The organism is Aeromonas sp. L_1B5_3, from assembly GCF_963866575.1.
Taxonomy (GTDB): Bacteria; Pseudomonadota; Gammaproteobacteria; order Enterobacterales; family Aeromonadaceae; genus Aeromonas; species Aeromonas jandaei.
The window spans coordinates 134,185-150,879 of record NZ_CAWMDN010000114.1 but is presented as its reverse complement, the minus strand read 5'-3'; the positions used below and the strand labels follow the sequence as shown (position 1 = coordinate 150,879).

Below are 16,695 nucleotides of genomic sequence, written 5' to 3'. Positions count from 1 at the left end.
AACCACGAATAAGCGAAGGAGCAAACCATGTTTATTCTGAAGAACGTCACCGCTGTCCAGCTGGAGCCGACCCGGGTGCTGGAAGGGGTGGATATCGCCATCGAAGGATCGCTTATCAAAGCGGTGGGGCCCAATCTGCGGGCCCTCTACCCGGAGGCCAACTATCGGGAGATGGGCGGCAAGCTGGTGATGCCTGGCATCGTCTGTGCCCACAACCACTTCTACTCCGGCCTGTCGCGGGGGATCATGGCCAATATCGCCCCCTGCCCGGATTTTATCTCCACCCTGAAAAACCTCTGGTGGCGCCTCGATCGGGCGCTCGATGAAGAGTCCCTCTACTACAGCGGCCTCATCTGCTCGCTGGAAGCGATCAAGAGCGGCTGCAGTGCGGTGATCGACCACCACGCTTCGCCCAACTTCATCAAGGGCTCCCTGAATGTGTTGCGCAAAGGGTTTATGGAGGCGGGCCTGCGCGGCATGACCTGCTTCGAGACCACGGATCGCAACGGCGGCCTTGCCGAGCTGCAGGCCGGGGTGGAGGAGAACATCCTGTTCGCCCAACAGATCGATGCGGCCAAAGCCAAGGGGAGCGAACCCTATCTGGTGGAGGCTCATATCGGTGCCCACGCCCCCTTCACCGTGCCCGACGAGGGGCTGGCCATGCTGCGCGAAGCGGTACAGGTTACCGGTCGTGGTCTGCATATCCATGTGGCGGAAGACCGCTACGACATGGCCCACGGTCACCACCACTATGGCAAGGAGCCCATCGCCCGGCTGGACGAGTTTGGCCTGATCGACAGCAAGACCCTGATCGCCCACGGCATCTACCTGAGCCCGGCTGACATCGAGCTGCTCAACAGCCGCGATGCCTTCCTGGTGCACAACGCCCGCTCCAACATGAACAACCACGTGGGCTACAACATGCACCTGCCGGAGTATCGCAATCTGGCGCTCGGCACTGATGGTATCGGCTCCGACATGCTCGAAGAGCTCAAGTTCGCCTACTTCAAACACAAGGATGCCGGCGGAGCGCTCTGGCCCGACAGCTTTGCCCGCTTCCTCTGGAACGGCAACACCCTGCTGGAGCGCAACTTCGACGCCAAATTTGGCCGCCTGGAGCCGGGATACAAGGCCGACCTCACCATCTGTGATTACGCCGCACCGACCCCGCTGGCGCCGCGCAACCTCGGCGGCCATCTCGCCTTTGGCATGGGCTCTGCCAGCGTTAACAGCGTGATGGTCGAGGGGCGCATGGTCTATCAGGACCGCGAGTTCGCCTTTGACGTCGAGCCCATTTATCAGCAGGCGAGCAAGGTGGCGAGCCGCCTGTGGCAACGGATGGATCAGCTGGCCTGAGGCCCCCCTCCGTACGTTTGGACTGGATTGCCCGCCCTGTGGATTTGCCCGGCGGCGGGCTGCAAGAGTAAGGACGACACATGATTGAGCAATTCTTCCGACCCGAGCAACTGGGTCAGGCTTTGGAACTCAAGGCCCGCTTTGGCAACGACGCCGTCTACATGGGGGGCGGCAGCAAGCTCAACGCAGCCCCGACCCGCACCGACAAGAAGGTCGCCATCTCGCTGGACAAGCTCGGACTTGGCCAGATTGAGCAGCAGCACGGTCAACTCCACATCGGCGCCACCATCACCCTGCAAGCCCTCAAAGATGACCCCCGTACCCCAGCCGCCCTGTGCGAGGCGCTGGGGTTTGTCTACTCCCGCCATCTGCGCAATCAGGCCACCATTGGCGGCGAAATTGCTTGCCAGCAGCAGGACTCCCCGCTGTTGCCGGTACTGCTGGTACTCGAAGCCGTGGTGGTGCTGGAGAACAATCAGTTGCAACCCATCGATGCCTATCTGGCGGGCCAGCGCAAGGAGCTGGTGCTGGGGGTGGTGCTGCCGGAGCCCGCGCTGCGCTGCGCCACTCGCCGCATCAGCCGTAACGCCGACGGTCTGGCGGTAATGACCGCCGCTGTGGCCCTCGATGCCCTTGGCGAGATGCGGGTCGCCGTTGCTGGCGTTACGCCGCAGCCGATGCGCCTGCGTGATGTGGAGCGCCGCGATCTGCACGATGCCGCACTGGAGGCGGCCGTGAGCGAGCTGGTTGCACCGCGCGAGGATCTCGGCGGCAGCGTGACCTACAAGCGCTATATCAGCGGGGTAGTGGTGGCGGATCTGCTGGTCGAGTGCCAGCAGCAGGAGGTACAGGCATGATGGAACTCAACTTCACACTGAACGGTGCCCTGCGCACTGTCATCACCCCGGCTGGCGAGAATGCCCAGCGGGTGCTGTTCAACCAGTGCCGGATGCACTCGGTGCGCAACAGCGACGACGGTTTTGGCTTTGCCGGCTCCGACGTCATTCTCTTCAACGGCAAGATGATCAACGCCTCCCTGCTGATCGCAGCACAACTGGATGGGGCGCAGGTGCGCACCGCCGAGTCGCTGGGCAGCTGGAACCAGCTCAGTCTGGTGCAGCAGGCGATGGTGGATGTGGGCGTGGTGCAGTCCGGCTACAACGATCCGGCTGCGGCGCTCATCGTCACCGACCTGCTTGATCGCCATCCCGAACCGACCCGTGATCAAATCGATGACGCGCTCTCGGGCCTGTTTCACCGGGACGGCGGCTACCAGCAGTTCTATCAGGCCATCGAGCTTGCCAGTTCACGGATGAAGGATCCCGATTACCTGTGCCAGATTGCCCCCGAGTTTCGCGACGATCTGCGCCATATCGGCAAGAGCTGCCCGAAAGTGGACGCCGCCAAGATGGTGCAGGCCAAGCCCTGCTACGTGGAGGATCGGGTCACCGAGGATGCGCTGGTCATCAAGATGCTGCGCAGCCCCCATCCCCATGCGGTGATCACCAAACTCGACGTGAGCCGCGCCGAAGCCATGCCGGGCGTCGTGCATGTGATCACCCACCTCAACTGCCCCGATATCTACTACACCCCGGGTGGCCAGAGTGCCCCCGAGCCGTCACCGCTGGATCGCCGCATGTTTGGCCGCAAGTTGCGTCACGTCGGTGACCGGGTGGCCGCCGTGGTGGCCGAGAGCGAAGCCATCGCATTGGCCGCGCTCAAACTCATCGAGGTCGAGTATCAGGTGCTGCCGGCGGTCATGAGCATAGACGAGGCGATGGCCCCCAATGCACCGTTGGTGCACGACGAGCCCATCGTCTACATGGCCGGGGCACCGGCGGATCTGGAGCAGCAGAACGCCTGCTCGGTGCGCCGTGGCGACGAGCACATGATCATCAACTTCCCCATCGGTTCCCGTCCGCACGAGAACCTGGCCGCCAGCGTCCATGGCCAGATCGGCGATGTGGCCAAAGGCTTTGCCGAGGCGGACGAGATTGTCGAGCGCACCTACGAATCGACCCAGGCCCAGCAGTGCCCGACCGAGCCACACATCTGCTTCACCTACATGGATGGCGACCGTCTGGTTATTCACGCCTCTACCCAGGTGCCGTGGCACGTGCGCCGTCAGGTGGCGCGCATCGTCGGCATGAAGCAGCATCAGGTGCATGTGATCAAGGAGCGGGTAGGGGGCGGCTTTGGCTCCAAGCAAGATATCCTGCTGGAAGAGGTGTGTGCCTGGGCGACCAAGGTTACCGGCCGTCCGGTCACCTTCCGCTACACCCGTGAAGAGGAGTTCATCAGCAACACCTCCCGCCATGTGGCCAAGGTGAAGGTGAAAGTGGGGGCCAAGAAAGATGGCACCATCACCGCCATCGAAATGGATTTTCGTGCCAACACCGGCCCTTATGGCAACCACTCTCTGACGGTGCCGAGCAACGGCCCGGCGCTCTCCCTGCCGCTCTATCCGTGCGACAACGTGCGCTTTACCGTCAACACCTACTACAGCAACATCTGCCCGACTGGCGCCTATCAGGGTTATGGCGCGCCCAAGGGCAACTTCGCGCTGACCATGGCCATTGCCGAACTTGCCGAGAAACTGGGCATCGATCAACTCGACATGGTGGAGCACAACCGGGTGCATGAAGGGGACATCCTCAAGGTGCTGGGTGCCATCGGCGAGGGCAAGATGCCTACCTCGGTGCCCCATGCGGCCAGCTGCGCCCTCGAACCCATCCTCAAGCAGGGCCGCGAGCTTATTGAGTGGGATAGCCCAAAACCCGCTGACGGGGATTGGCGGATCGGCCGTGGCGTCGCCATCATCATGCAAAAATCGGGGATCCCGGATATCGATCAGGCCAACTGCATGGTCAAGCTGGAATCTGACGGCACCTTTATCGTCCACTCCGGTGGTGCCGATATCGGCACCGGCCTCGATACCGTGGTGGCCAAGCTGACTGCCGAGGTGCTGCACTGCCCGCTCGGTGATGTGCATGTCATCTCCGGTGATACCGACCACGCCCTGTTCGACAAGGGGGCCTACGCCTCGTCAGGCACCTGCTTCTCCGGCAACGCGGCCAAGAAGGCGGCCGAGAACCTCAAGGAGAAGATCCTGTTCCACGGCGCTGCCATGCTGGGCGAGCCGATAACAGATGTTGAGCTGGCGTTCCCGGGTGTGGTGCGCGGCAAGCTGGGGGAGGTGAGCCTCGCCAAGCTGGCCCACAAGGCCGAGACCGGTACCGGCTTCGGTATCCTCGTGGGCACCGCCAGCTACATCACCTCTGAGCTTGCCTTCCCGTATGGCGCCAACTTCGCCGAGGTGGCGGTCAACGTCAGAACCGGCGAGATCCGGCTCGACAAGTTCTATGCCCTGCTCGACTGCGGCACCCCCATCAACCCGGAGCTGGCGCTCGGCCAGATCTACGGGGCGACCATGCGGGCTATCGGTCACTCCCTGACCGAGGAGATCTGCTACGACGGCAAGGGCATTCCGCTCACCCGGGATCTGAAGAGCTATGGCGCGCCCAAGATTGGCGACATTCCGCGCGATTTTCGGGCCTTCCTGGTACCGAGTGACGACAAGGTCGGCCCTTACGGCGCCAAGTCCATCTCGGAGATCGGGGTCAACGGCGCGGCGCCCGCCATCGCCACCGCCATCCACGACGCCTGCGGTGTCTGGCTGCGCAAGTGGCACTTCACGCCGGAGCAGATCCTGCGCGAGCTGGGCAAGCTGGAGCAAAACGTGTCGGCATAACAAAAGAAAAGGTGAGGGGCGGGCGCCAGCTCGCCCCCAGCGCCTGACGGCGGAATGAGTACTCCGCCTACATTCTGTGTGATGGGACAAACATGATGTCTAAAACAACACGCAAGCACTCGGATCTCATTTACGAGCTGGAAGACAAACCTCCGTTTTATCAAACCCTGATGGGAGCAGTGACCCATCTGCTGGCTATTTTTGTCCCCATGGTGACCCCGGCGCTGATCGTCGGCGGCGCCTTGGGCCTCTCTACCGAGATCACCGCCTATCTGGTCTCCATGGCGATGATCGCCTCCGGTATCGGCACCTGGCTGCAGGTGAACCGTTATGGCCCCATCGGTTCGGGGCTGCTCTCCATCCAGTCGGTCAACTTCTCCTTCGTCACCGTGATGATCGCCCTGGGCGGCGCCATGAAAAAAGATGGCATCCATGAGGAGCTGATTGTCTCGACCCTGCTCGGGGTCTCCTTTGTCGGCGCCTTTCTGGTGATGGGCTCCTCCTTCGTGCTGCCCTACCTCAAGCGGGTGATCACCCCGACCGTGAGCGGGGTTGTGGTGTTGATGATTGGCCTGAGCCTTATCAAGGTGGGGATTATCGACTTTGGCGGCGGCTTCTCCGCCATGAGCAGCGGCACCTTTGGCAAATACGAGCACATAGGGCTGGGGCTTTTGGTGCTCTGCGTCATCGTCGCCTTCAACTGCAGCCGAAGCCCGCTGCTGCGGATGAGCGGCATTGCCATCGGTCTGATGGTGGGTTATGCGGTGGCCCTGATGCTCGGCATGGTGGATTTTTCCGCCCTTGAGAACCTGCCGCTTATTACGGTGCCGATCCCGTTCAAGTACGGTTTCTCCTTCGACTTTCACGCCTTTATGTTGGCGGGCACCATCTATCTGTTGAGCGTGCTGGAGGCGGTGGGGGACATCACCGCCACCGCCATGGTCTCCCACCGGGATATTCAGGGCCCCGAGTTTCAAAAACGGCTCTCCGGCGGTGTGCTGGCTGATGGGTTGGTCTCGGTGATCGCCTCGGCCCTCGGCTCTTTGCCACTCACCACCTTTGCCCAGAACAACGGGGTGATCCAGATGACCGGGGTGGCCTCACGCCATGTGGGCAAGTTTATTGCCGTCATCCTGGTGCTGCTGGGGCTCTTCCCGGTGGTGGGGCGCTTCTTTACCACTATACCGTCACCTGTGATGGGGGGAGCCATGGTCATTATGTTCTCCATGATCGCCATCGCAGGTGGTCGCATCATCATCAGCCACGGCTTCGATCGGCGGGAGACCCTGATTGTCGCCACCTCGCTGGGTCTTGGGCTTGGTGTCTCCTATGACCCGAACGTCTTCAAGGTGCTGCCGGCGGGTATCTACATGCTGGTGGAGAACCCCATCTGTGCCGGTGGCATCACCGCCATCATCATGAATCTGGTGTTGCCGCAAAGCCGCAAACGCAAGGCGGCCGTCAGGGATGCCGAGGCGGTGGAGGTGATCCAGCTGAGCGACAAACCGGATGTGACCTTCACGGCCCGTCCTGTCAGTACCGCGAACCGCCGCGATGAAGAGGCGCTGGCCGATGCCAAACCGGTCGCCGCCGTCCAGGTCGAACGGGTTTGATGGTCACAACAGAACAATAAAAAGTAGGGGAACGAGGTATGAAATACGACAACTCCGTCAAAGCCGTGCGCGGCAGCTTCTTCGACATCACCCGGGTGGTGGATCAGCCCGAGGAGATTGAGTCCAACGCCCGTCTTATCGAGGATGGTCTGCTGATCATTCGCAACGGCTGCATCGACTGGTTCGGCGAGTGGGAGGAGGGGAAAGATCGCATTCCGGCCGAGGTGCGGGTGCGCGATTATCGCGGCAAGATGATAGTGCCCGGCTTTGTCGACACCCATATTCACTATCCCCAGAGCGAGATGGTGGGGGCCTATGGCGAGCAACTGCTGGAGTGGCTAAACCGCCACACCTTCCCGGCCGAGCGGCGTTACAACGATCTCGAGTATGCCCGCGAGATGTCCACCTTTTTTATCAAGCAGCTGCTGCGCAACGGCACTACCACGGCGCTGGTGTTTGGCACCGTTCACCCCGAGTCGGTGGATGCCCTGTTCGAGGCGGCCAGTCGCATCAATATGCGGATGATCGCGGGCAAGGTGATGATGGATCGCAACGCGCCCGACTATCTGCTCGATACCGCCGAGAGCAGCTATGAACAGAGCAAGCAGCTCATTGAGCGCTGGCATGGTAACGGTCGGCTTCTATATGCCATCACACCACGATTTGCACCCACTTCGACATCCGAGCAGCTGACGATGGCGCGGCGACTGCGCGAAGAGTTTCCCACCACCTATCTGCACACCCATCTGTGCGAGAACAAGGAGGAGATCGCCTGGGTAAAATCCCTCTTCCCGGCACACAAGGGTTATCTCGACGTCTATCACCAGCATGGGCTGACCGGTCACAACTGCGTGTTTGCCCACTGCGTCCATCTGGAAGAGCAGGAGTGGGATTGCCTGAAAGAGACCAACTCCACCATCGCGTTTTGTCCCACCTCCAACCTTTATCTCGGCAGTGGCCTGTTCAAGCTGCACAAGGCGTGGCGCAAGCAGGTGAAAGTGGGGATGGGCACCGACATCGGCGCCGGTACCACCTTCAACATGCTGCAGACCCTCAACGAGGCCTACAAGGTGATGCAGTTGCAGGGTGAGCGGCTCTCTGCCTATCAGGCCTTCTATCTGGCGACCTTGGGCGGTGCCCATTCGCTGGGGCTGGACGAGAAAATCGGCAGCTTTGCCGTGGGTAAGGAGGCTGACTTTGTGGTGCTCGATCCGGTCGCCACCCCGCTGCAACAGCTGCGCTACGACAACTCCACCACCTTGCGGGACAAGCTCTTTGTGCTGTTGACGTTGGGTGATGACAGAGCCATCTACCGTACCTATGTGGATGGTCAGCTGGTCCACGAGCGGGGTTAGGGAGAATAAACCGGGCAGGGCAGCAAGCGTGCTGCCCTGCCACGAATACGGAGGCTGGCGTGCCCGTTCGGGGCGCCAGCGCCGCGATACATCAGGGCGCCCCCCTGATGACCAACCTGAAATGGCCCGGTTTTTTGATCAGCAAGGCAAACGTTTGATTTATGCTGCCAGCCCTGGTCTCTGAGTTGCACCTTCCGTGTGCAATGGCAGATCCACAGATCCTGTCGCCATTTCGTGATGAAACATTCAGGCGCTTGTGAAGGAGTTGGGTATGACCCAAGCAAACAGCAGGACAAACAGCGTGGAAGGGCTGGCCAGTCAAGACACCGGCAAGACCGCATCACAACAGCAATCGCTCACCGCTCTCGATCGCTATTTCATGATCAGCGAGCGGGGCAGCAACGTCAGACAGGAGGTGCTGGCCGGGCTCACCACCTTCCTCGCCATGGTCTATTCGGTGATCGTGGTGCCCGGCCTGCTCGGCAAGGCAGGGTTTCCACCGGGCGCCGTCTTTGTGGCCACCTGTCTGGTGGCGGGGTGTGGTTCATTGTTGATGGGGCTCTGGGCCAAGCTGCCAATGGCTATCGGCTGCGCCATCTCGCTCACCGCCTTTACCGCTTTCAGTCTGGTGCTGGGGCAGCAGATCCCCATTCCGGTCGCGCTCGGTGCCGTCTTCCTGATGGGGGTGTTGTTCACTGCCATCTCTGTGACCGGGGTGCGTAGCTGGATCCTCGACAACCTGCCGATGGGGATTGCCCATGGCACCGGCATCGGGATCGGCCTCTTCCTGCTGCTGATCGCCGCCAACGGAGTAGGGCTGGTCATCAAGAACCCGCTCGAGGGGCTGCCGGTCGCGCTGGGGGCCTTTACCTCGATGCCGGTCATCATGACCCTGCTCGGTCTTGCAGTGATCTTCGGTCTGGAGAAGCTCAAAGTCCCGGGCGGGATCCTGCTGGTGATCATCGCCATCTCCATCTTCGGTCTCATTTTTGACCCGGCGGTGAAGTATCAGGGATTGTTCGCTCTGCCGAGTCTCTCCGACGATCAGGGCAAGTCCCTTATCTTCAGCCTGGACATCATGGGGGCGCTCTCGCCGCTGGTGCTGCCCAGCGTGCTTGCGCTGGTGATGACTGCGGTATTCGATGCCACCGGCACCATTCGCGCCGTGGCGGGGCAGGCCAATCTACTGGATAAGGATGGCCACATCATCAACAGCGGCAAGGCGCTGAGTGCCGACTCGGTGAGCAGCATCTTCTCCGGTCTGGTGGGAGCATCCCCGGCCGCCGTCTATATCGAATCGGCGGCGGGCACGGCGGCGGGCGGCAAGACTGGCCTCACTGCCACCGTGGTGGGCGGCCTCTTCCTGCTGATGCTGTTCCTGGCGCCGCTCTCCTATCTGGTGCCGGCCTATGCCACCGCACCGGCACTGATGTATGTGGGTCTCCTGATGCTGAGCAACGTCACCAAGCTCGATTTCAGTGACTTCGTCGGGGCCATGTCCGGTCTACTGTGCGCGGTCTTTATCGTGCTCACCTGCAACATCGTCACCGGCATCATGCTGGGCTTCAGTGCGCTGGTGATTGGCCGCATCTGCTCCAAGGAGTGGCACAAGCTCAACACGGGCACCGTCATCATCGCCCTGGCGCTGGTGATTTTCTATGCTGGGGGGTGGGCTATTTAGGGATAACCCGCCCGTTTCGGGGCTGTCATTGGCAGCCCCGCTTTTCTTTGCCAAACCTGCATGTTCCTTTGATTTTCACCCCGTACCATTTTGATAAATCCCCTTACCAGATTGATAGCGCAGCGGGCACTGGTTGCATCTCGGGGGCTGCTGCTTCGTCTTCGGCAGGCACCTTGCCGGCCAGAAAAAGGGAGACAGATGGGATCCTCTTCACACTTCTTCCCATCGCCGGGGAGAGAGGGGGAAACAGGCGCATATCTTGCTGTTTTTTATCCCGGTTCTGGATTTTTCTTCCCTGAAAAAGGACTTAATCATGTCCATAGGATTACCGCTCAAGCGGGTGGATGCCGAGGCCAAGGTGACCGGCAGTGCCCGTTATACCGATGACAACATCATGCTCGGCATGCGCCACGCCAAGTACGTGCGCAGCAATATCGCCCACGGCAAGGTGCTTGCCATCGACGCCAGCGAGGCGCTGGCGCTGCACGGGGTCGAAGCCGTGTTCACCCACGAGGATGTGCCCACCACCTGTTTTCGCACTGCCGGCCACGCCTGGTCCCTCGATGAGGCCAAGCGGGATGTAAAAGACCGCCGTCTGCTCACCGACCATGTGCGCCACTTCGGCGATGGCGTCGCCATCGTGGTGGCGCGCGATCCGCTGGTCGCCGAGAAGGCTGCCGCCCTGGTCAAGGTGACCTACGAGCCGCTGCCGGTGATGACGGATGCCCACAGTGCGCTGGCCGAGGATGCTTATCCCATCCATCCGAATGGCAACCTGTTGCGGCAAAGCCAGATCCGGGCGGGTGAGCCGGAACAGGCCATTGCCGCTGCGGATCTGCAGTTCAAGGCGCACTATCAGACGCCGGTGGTACAGCATTGCCATCTGGAGACGGTGACCTGCTACGCCTATATGGATCAGCCGGACCACATCATAGTGGTCAGCAGTACCCAGATCCCCCAGATTGTGCGCAGCCGGGTGGCCAAATCTCTCGGTCTGCCCTGGTCGAGCGTGCGGGTGATCAAGCCCTACATGGGCGGCGGCTTTGGTAACAAGCAGGATGTGCTGGAAGAGCCGATGGCGGCATTTTTGAGCTACAAGCTTGGCGGCGTGCCGGTCAAGGTGACTCTGAGCCGGGAAGAGTGCTTCTTTGCTTCCCGCACCCGCCACGGCTTTGCCATCGACGGCACCCTCGGTATCAACCGGGATGGCACCCTCAGGGGGTATCAGCTCGACGTGCTCTCCAACACCGGTGGCTATGCCTCTCACGGCCACTCCATCGCCAGCGCCGGCGCCAACAAGATCAGCTACCTCTATCCGCGCAGCGCCTTTGGCTACGACGCCAAAACCTTCTACAGCAACCTGCCCACAGCCGGAGCCATGCGCGGTTACGGTGCACCGCAGGTGGTGTTTGCCCTCGAATGCATGCTGGATGATGCCTGCGCCGAGTTGGGTCTGGATCCGCTCGAAGTACGCATCGCCAACGTGGCACGCGAGGGGGATGTCAATCAGGTCAACCAGAAGACCATCTACAGCGCAGGGCTCCCTGAGTGTTTGCGCCGGGGTGGCGAGCAGTTCCAGTGGGAACGGCTCAAGGCCGAGTGCTTGGCGCAGGATCCGGCAAGCCGGGTGCGCCGTGGCATCGGGGTGGCGTGTTTTAGCTATGGCTCCAACACCTACCCGGTGGGGGTCGAAATTGCCGGCGCCCGCATGCTGCTCAATCAGGATGGCACCGTCAATCTGCAGATCGGTGCCACCGAGATAGGACAGGGGTCGGATACCGTCTTTGCCCAGATGGCGGCCCAGACTTTAGGCATCCCGTTTGAGCAGATCCGGGTCATTTCGACTCAGGATACCGACATCACCGCCTACGATCCCGGCTCGTTCGCCTCGCGTCAGAGCTATGTGGCGGCCCCCGCCATCCATCAGGCGGCGCTGCAGTTGCGGGCGCGCATTTTGTCGCTGGCAGCCCAGCTCTGCCATCAGGATGTGGGGTCGCTCACCCTGATCGACGGCTACGTGGTGCTTGCTGGTGCGCCGGACAAGGTGTTGATCAGCGTCGCCGAGGTGTCGGTCAACGCCTATTACCACCTCACCATCGGCGGCCAGATCACCTCCGAGGTCTCCCACAAGACCACCACCAATCCGCCGAGTTTTGGCTGCACCTTTGTCGATCTCAGCGTCGATATCGATCTCTGCAAGGTGACCATCAATCGCATTCTCAACCTGCACGATGCGGGCAAGATCCTCAACCCGCAGTTGGCTGAGGGGCAGGTGCATGGCGGTATGGGGATGGGGATCGGCTGGTCGCTGTTCGAGGAGATGATCATCGACGCCAAGAGCGGCGTGGTGCGCAACCCCAACCTGCTCGACTACAAGTTCCCCACCATGCTGGATTTGCCAGAGCTTGAGTGCGATTTCGTGCAGACCTATGAGCCCCAGTCGGTCTATGGCCACAAATCCCTGGGGGAACCGCCTATCATCTCGCCGGGCCCGGCGATCCGTAACGCCATTCGCATGGCGACCGGCGTCGCCATCAACGAGCTGCCTATCACCCCCAAAACCCTGTTTCGGGAGTTTGTCGCGGCGGGTTTGATTGGCGAGGGATCAGGGGAGGAGCAACACCATGTTTGATATTGCCCGTTACTACAAGGCGCACAGTGTGGCCGAGGCGGTCGCCCTGCGTCAGGCTGACCCCGAGGCGCGTCTCTTGGCCGGTGGCACCGATGTGATGATCCAGCTGCATCACCTCAACGCCGCCTATCGCCATATCGTCGATATTCACGACTTGCCCGAGCTCAAAGGGGTGAGCGAGTTGCCTGATGGGTCGATCCGCATCGGCTCTGGCACCACCTTTACCGAGCTCATCGAAAACGAACTGGTGCAGCGCCGTCTGCCGATGCTGGCCGAGGCCGCCACCACCATCGCGGGGCCGCAGATCCGCAACGTCGCCACCTATGGCGGCAACATCTGCAACGGCGCCACCAGTGCCGACTCGGCGGCGCCCACCGTCGCGCTGGAGGCCGAGCTTGAGATTGCTGGCCCTAACGGCACGCGCCGCATCCCCATCGCCGGTTTTCACACCGGCCCTGGCAAGGTGGCGCTGCAACCGGCGGAAATTCTGGTGGCGTTTCATTTCGCCCCGGATACTCATCCCCATGTGGGCTCCCACTACTTCAAATACGCCATGCGCGATGCCATGGATATCGCCACCATCGGCTGCGCCGCCTACTGCCAGATTGAGGATGGTCACTTCAAGAGTCTGCGGCTGGCCTATGGGGTGGCGGCACCGACACCGGTGCGCACGCCACACGCGGAAGCGGCGGCCGAGGGGCAACCCCTGACTCGCGCCACACTGGCAGCGATTGCCGAGGCGGTGGTAGCCGATGTGGCGCCGCGATCCTCCTGGCGGGCAGAGAAGGAGTTTCGCCTGCACCTTATCAAAACCCTGGCGCAGCGGGTGGTCGCCTGCGCAGTCGAACGTGCCGGAGGCAAGATCCTATGATGCAACCGCAATGCTGTCCCGCCGTAGAGATCCAGTGCGAGATCAACGGCAAACCATACTCCTATGCGGTGTCGCCCACCATGTCGCTGCTCCACTTCCTGCGCGGGCAGGGGCTTATCAGCGTGAAAGAGGGGTGCAGCGTCGGTGAGTGTGGCGCCTGTACCGTGCGGGTGAATGGCACGGCTATCGACAGCTGCCTCTATCTGGCGGTGTGGGCCGATGGCAAATCCATTCGCACAGTGGAGGGAGAGCGCAAAGGTAACGAACTCTCCGACGTGCAGCAGGCCTTTATCGAGGAGGGGGCGGTGCAGTGCGGTTTTTGTACCCCAGGTCTCGTGATGGCGAGCGCCGCCCTGCTCGACAAGACCGAGCGCCGTCCGCTGACCGATGCGGAGATCCGCCGCGGGCTGTCGGGCAACCTCTGCCGTTGTACCGGTTATCAGAACGTGGTGCGGGCGGTGAAGAAGTGCTGCAAGGGTTGAGCTGCAGTTTGCATCTTCGGTGACAAAAGCCGCGTAACAAGCGATAAAATCAAAGGCCCGTCTCGCAAGAGGCGGGCCTTCTCTCTTTGAGTCGTTAACCGGGTTGATTACCCTTTTTGCGGCTCGATCACCAGTTTGCCATCCTTGACCGGAATAGTGGGGCCGGGAGCCTGTTTCATCCGGATCACCCCCTCCTGGCCGGCTAGGCGGTAGGTCACGTCATAGCCGATGGTGCGGGTACTGCTATCCTGCACCGTCTTGCAGCGCTGCTCGGTGGTGGTATAGGTGTCGCCCGCCTGCATATTGCCCTGCACCTGATTGCCGGCGTAGCCACCCGCAACCGCTCCGGCGGCTGTCGCAACCTTCTTGCCACTGCCACCGCCAAACTGGTGGCCGAGCACACCACCCAGCGCGGCGCCAACCACGGTGCCGAGGATCTTGTTCTCATCCTGCACCGGTTTGCGGTGGGTGAGCGTGACGTTGCGGCACTCCTGACGCGGGGTCTGGATAGTCTCTGTGACCGGCTTGCTGGCAATCACCTCGGCAAAGGTGGGGGTCGGTGTAAAGAGCGAGCCACTGGCCGCCGCCGACAGAGCCAGTGCGGAAGCGACGCCAATACCGATACCTGCCATCATGGATCTGTTCATTTTGTTGTTCTCCTGCAATGTCCATTCGAGCTGTTCCAATCTGGCGCCATCTTGTCATAGCCGCTGCAGCGGACAAGGCGAGAGGGATGAGGGTGCGACAGCTGGTGACAAGGTCAAAAAACAGCCACTACAAAAAAGTGTCTGACTTTGGCGACAGCGCCGTAAAAATGACCATTTTGGGGATAATGAAAAGGAAATGAGAGGGTGAACAGCCCATTATGAGTCGCATTTTGCAATGAAAAAATGACGATTGTCTGGCAAGTGGCAAACTGCTTCCGCCCGCGAGGTCAAGTGCAGTGGGTAATCCCCAGGATGCTGCTGCCAACTCATTGATAAAACACTGCAGCCAGATCGTCTTTGTGCCGATAAGAGAATACGGCAAGCCTTTTGCTTGGATTGGGGTAAGGAGAGTGGGGCGTTAGGCACCAAGGTGTCACATAAGACAGGAGACCACCTCCGAAACGAAGCAATGAGGGGGAGATATGTCAATGTTACCCAGCTGGATCACCCCGGCCATTCAGGCCAACATCATCACGGTGCAGCAAGCGGAGCGCCTGCTTGCCTCTCTCTACCAGCCACTTGCTGAGCAGGGTGAAGAGTTGCCTGCTGAGCTGGCCGACATCAGTCTCAAACTCTACTGCTTCCGCCAACAGGGGCGGGTACGTCATTAAGACTGACAAAAGAACCCCCCGCGCCTGGCACGGGGGGGAGCACAAAGTTAGCCAATCAGGCCATCATCACCTGCGCCACCAGCATCATGGCGCCAAATCCCAGCACAAAACCCACCATGGGCAGCACGAACCTGACCCACTGATTGAACTGGATGCCGAGCATCTGCAGGGTGACCAACACCAGCCCGGTGGGGGCCAGGAACAGCATGGCGTATTGCCCCCAGTTGTAGGCCGACACCACTATGTAGCGCGGGATCATCACTGTATCCGCCAGCGGCGCCATGATAGGCATGGAGAGCACCGCGAGCCCAGAGGAGGAGGGCACCACCAGCCCCAGTAGGGTGAACACCAGCATCTGCGCCACCGCAAACACCGCGCCGTGCATGCCAGCCACCAGACTGGAGGCATAGGCCAGGATGGTGTCCGAGATCATCCCCTGATCCAGCACCAGATTGACCCCACGTGCCAGCCCGATGATGAGCGATACCGCCACCAGTTCCGACGCCCCCTGGGTGAAGGCTTCGACCGCCTCCTTCTCTTTCAGGCCTGAGATAAAAATGATGACGATGGCGACGGCAAGGAAGGAGGCCGCCATCTGCGGGAACCACCAGCCAGCCATGGATACGCCCCACACCATGAGCGGAAAGGCGAGGATAAACAGGGTCAGGATGATCTTGCGGCGGAGGGTGAAGGGAACCCCTTCATCGAGGGAGCCCTCTTTCAGGAAGCGGGCCCGGAAGCTCTCTCTATCTTCATAGGTGTAGGAGAAGGCCGGGTTGGCCTTGATCTTCTTGCAGTACCAGTAGAGATAACCGATCACCACCAGGGTGCCTACCAGACAGCCGATGGCGCGAAAGATCAGCCCCTCGGTAAAAGGGATGCCGGCGGCGTTGGAGGCGATCACCACCGAGAAGGGGTTGATGGTAGAGAAGGTGGTACCCATGGAGGCGGCAAGGAAGATGGCCCCCACACAGACGATGGAGTCATAGCCGAGCGCCAGAAAGATGGGCACCAGGATGGGATAGAAGGCGACAGCCTCTTCCTCCAGCCCACAGGTGGTGCCCCCCAACGCCATCACAAAGCAGACCAGCGCCACAAACAGGAACTCATTGCCCCGGGTCTTGCGCGACAGCGCCACCAGCCCGGCATTGAAGGCGCCGGTCTTGTTGATGACGCCGATCAGTCCCCCCAGTACCAGAATGAAGACGATGATGTCGGCCCCCTCTATGGTGCCCTTGACCATGCTCACCGCCACGTCGGAGAGCCCCTTGGGCGCTTGGGCCAGTCGCTCATAGGTACCGGGGATAGCGATGGGCTTGCGGATGGTGCCGTTGACGAACTGCTCCACCCCGATATTGATGTCGAGTCTGGTCAGTTCATCCTGAGTGGCGGGCACTCGCCGGGTTTCCCCTTGCGGCGTATTGATGGTCAGCATATGGCTGGCGGCATTATAAGAGAGCTTGGCATAGGCTCCCGCCGGAATTATCCAGGTCAGCCCGATGGCCAACAACATGATCAAAAACAAAATGGTAAACGCGGTGGGAAATTGTCTGCGGGTCTGGGTATTCGGCTCGGCACACATAAAATGCTCCTCGATAAAGCAGGTTAGGGCTCGGCGGAATATCGGGTCGATAGG

General features: G+C 61.0%; 12 protein-coding genes. 10 read left to right on the top strand and 2 right to left on the bottom strand.

The features are described 5' to 3' along the window. The first annotated feature begins 27 nt into the window (after positions 1–27). From ssnA to xdhC, 9 genes are all read left to right on the top strand, one after another. Positions 28–1,356 carry a putative aminohydrolase SsnA gene (gene ssnA, locus AACR93_RS11480; RefSeq protein ID WP_043850860.1) on the top strand — a complete coding sequence of 443 codons (1,329 nt, stop codon included), beginning with the start codon at positions 28–30 and terminating at the stop codon, positions 1,354–1,356. An 80-nt stretch (positions 1,357–1,436) separates the two neighbouring features. Beyond that, a complete protein-coding gene (ygfM, locus tag AACR93_RS11475) occupies positions 1,437–2,213 on the top strand; it encodes a molybdopterin-dependent oxidoreductase FAD-binding subunit (protein WP_043850859.1) in 777 nt (258 codons plus the stop codon). Continuing rightward, positions 2,210–5,107 (top strand): molybdopterin-dependent oxidoreductase Mo/Fe-S-binding subunit, encoded by a 2,898-nt coding sequence (locus AACR93_RS11470; RefSeq protein ID WP_231556933.1) that lies wholly within the window; start codon positions 2,210–2,212, stop codon positions 5,105–5,107. Before ygfM ends, AACR93_RS11470 begins: the two co-directional genes overlap by 4 nt. 95 nt (positions 5,108–5,202) lie before the next feature. Next, complete coding sequence (locus tag AACR93_RS11465) at positions 5,203–6,720, top strand: nucleobase:cation symporter-2 family protein (protein ID WP_043850935.1); 1,518 nt, start codon at positions 5,203–5,205, stop codon at positions 6,718–6,720. Between the two features lie 38 nt (positions 6,721–6,758). Next, positions 6,759–8,075 (top strand): guanine deaminase, encoded by a 1,317-nt coding sequence (gene guaD, locus AACR93_RS11460; protein ID WP_043850858.1) that lies wholly within the window; start codon positions 6,759–6,761, stop codon positions 8,073–8,075. Positions 8,076–8,454: 379 nt separating this feature from the next. Beyond that, on the top strand, positions 8,455–9,756 hold the full coding sequence (locus AACR93_RS11455) for an NCS2 family permease (RefSeq protein ID WP_162516894.1): 1,302 nt from the start codon (positions 8,455–8,457) through the stop codon (positions 9,754–9,756). A gap of 313 nt (positions 9,757–10,069) precedes the next feature. After that, on the top strand, positions 10,070–12,388 hold the full coding sequence (xdhA, locus tag AACR93_RS11450) for a xanthine dehydrogenase molybdenum-binding subunit XdhA (protein ID WP_043850857.1): 2,319 nt from the start codon (positions 10,070–10,072) through the stop codon (positions 12,386–12,388). Continuing rightward, on the top strand, positions 12,381–13,259 hold the full coding sequence (xdhB, locus tag AACR93_RS11445) for a xanthine dehydrogenase FAD-binding subunit XdhB (protein WP_043850856.1): 879 nt from the start codon (positions 12,381–12,383) through the stop codon (positions 13,257–13,259). The genes xdhA and xdhB overlap by 8 nt, the downstream gene beginning before the upstream one ends. Beyond that, on the top strand, positions 13,256–13,741 hold the full coding sequence (xdhC, locus tag AACR93_RS11440) for a xanthine dehydrogenase iron sulfur-binding subunit XdhC (protein WP_043850855.1): 486 nt from the start codon (positions 13,256–13,258) through the stop codon (positions 13,739–13,741). Before xdhB ends, xdhC begins: the two co-directional genes overlap by 4 nt. Positions 13,742–13,848: 107 nt before the next feature. Here xdhC and AACR93_RS11435 read toward each other — a convergent pair whose 3' ends face one another. Beyond that, positions 13,849–14,388 carry a glycine zipper 2TM domain-containing protein gene (locus AACR93_RS11435; protein ID WP_043850854.1) on the bottom strand — a complete coding sequence of 180 codons (540 nt, stop codon included), beginning with the start codon at positions 14,386–14,388 and terminating at the stop codon, positions 13,849–13,851. A 482-nt stretch (positions 14,389–14,870) separates the two neighbouring features. Between AACR93_RS11435 and AACR93_RS11430 the strand changes: the two genes are divergently transcribed. Beyond that, positions 14,871–15,059: a hypothetical protein gene (locus AACR93_RS11430; RefSeq protein ID WP_043850852.1), complete on the top strand. Its 189-nt coding sequence runs from the start codon at positions 14,871–14,873 to the stop codon at positions 15,057–15,059. A 55-nt stretch (positions 15,060–15,114) separates the two neighbouring features. Here AACR93_RS11430 and AACR93_RS11425 read toward each other — a convergent pair whose 3' ends face one another. Then, positions 15,115–16,641 carry a YfcC family protein gene (locus AACR93_RS11425; protein WP_043850851.1) on the bottom strand — a complete coding sequence of 509 codons (1,527 nt, stop codon included), beginning with the start codon at positions 16,639–16,641 and terminating at the stop codon, positions 15,115–15,117. Positions 16,642–16,695: the final 54 nt, after the last annotated feature.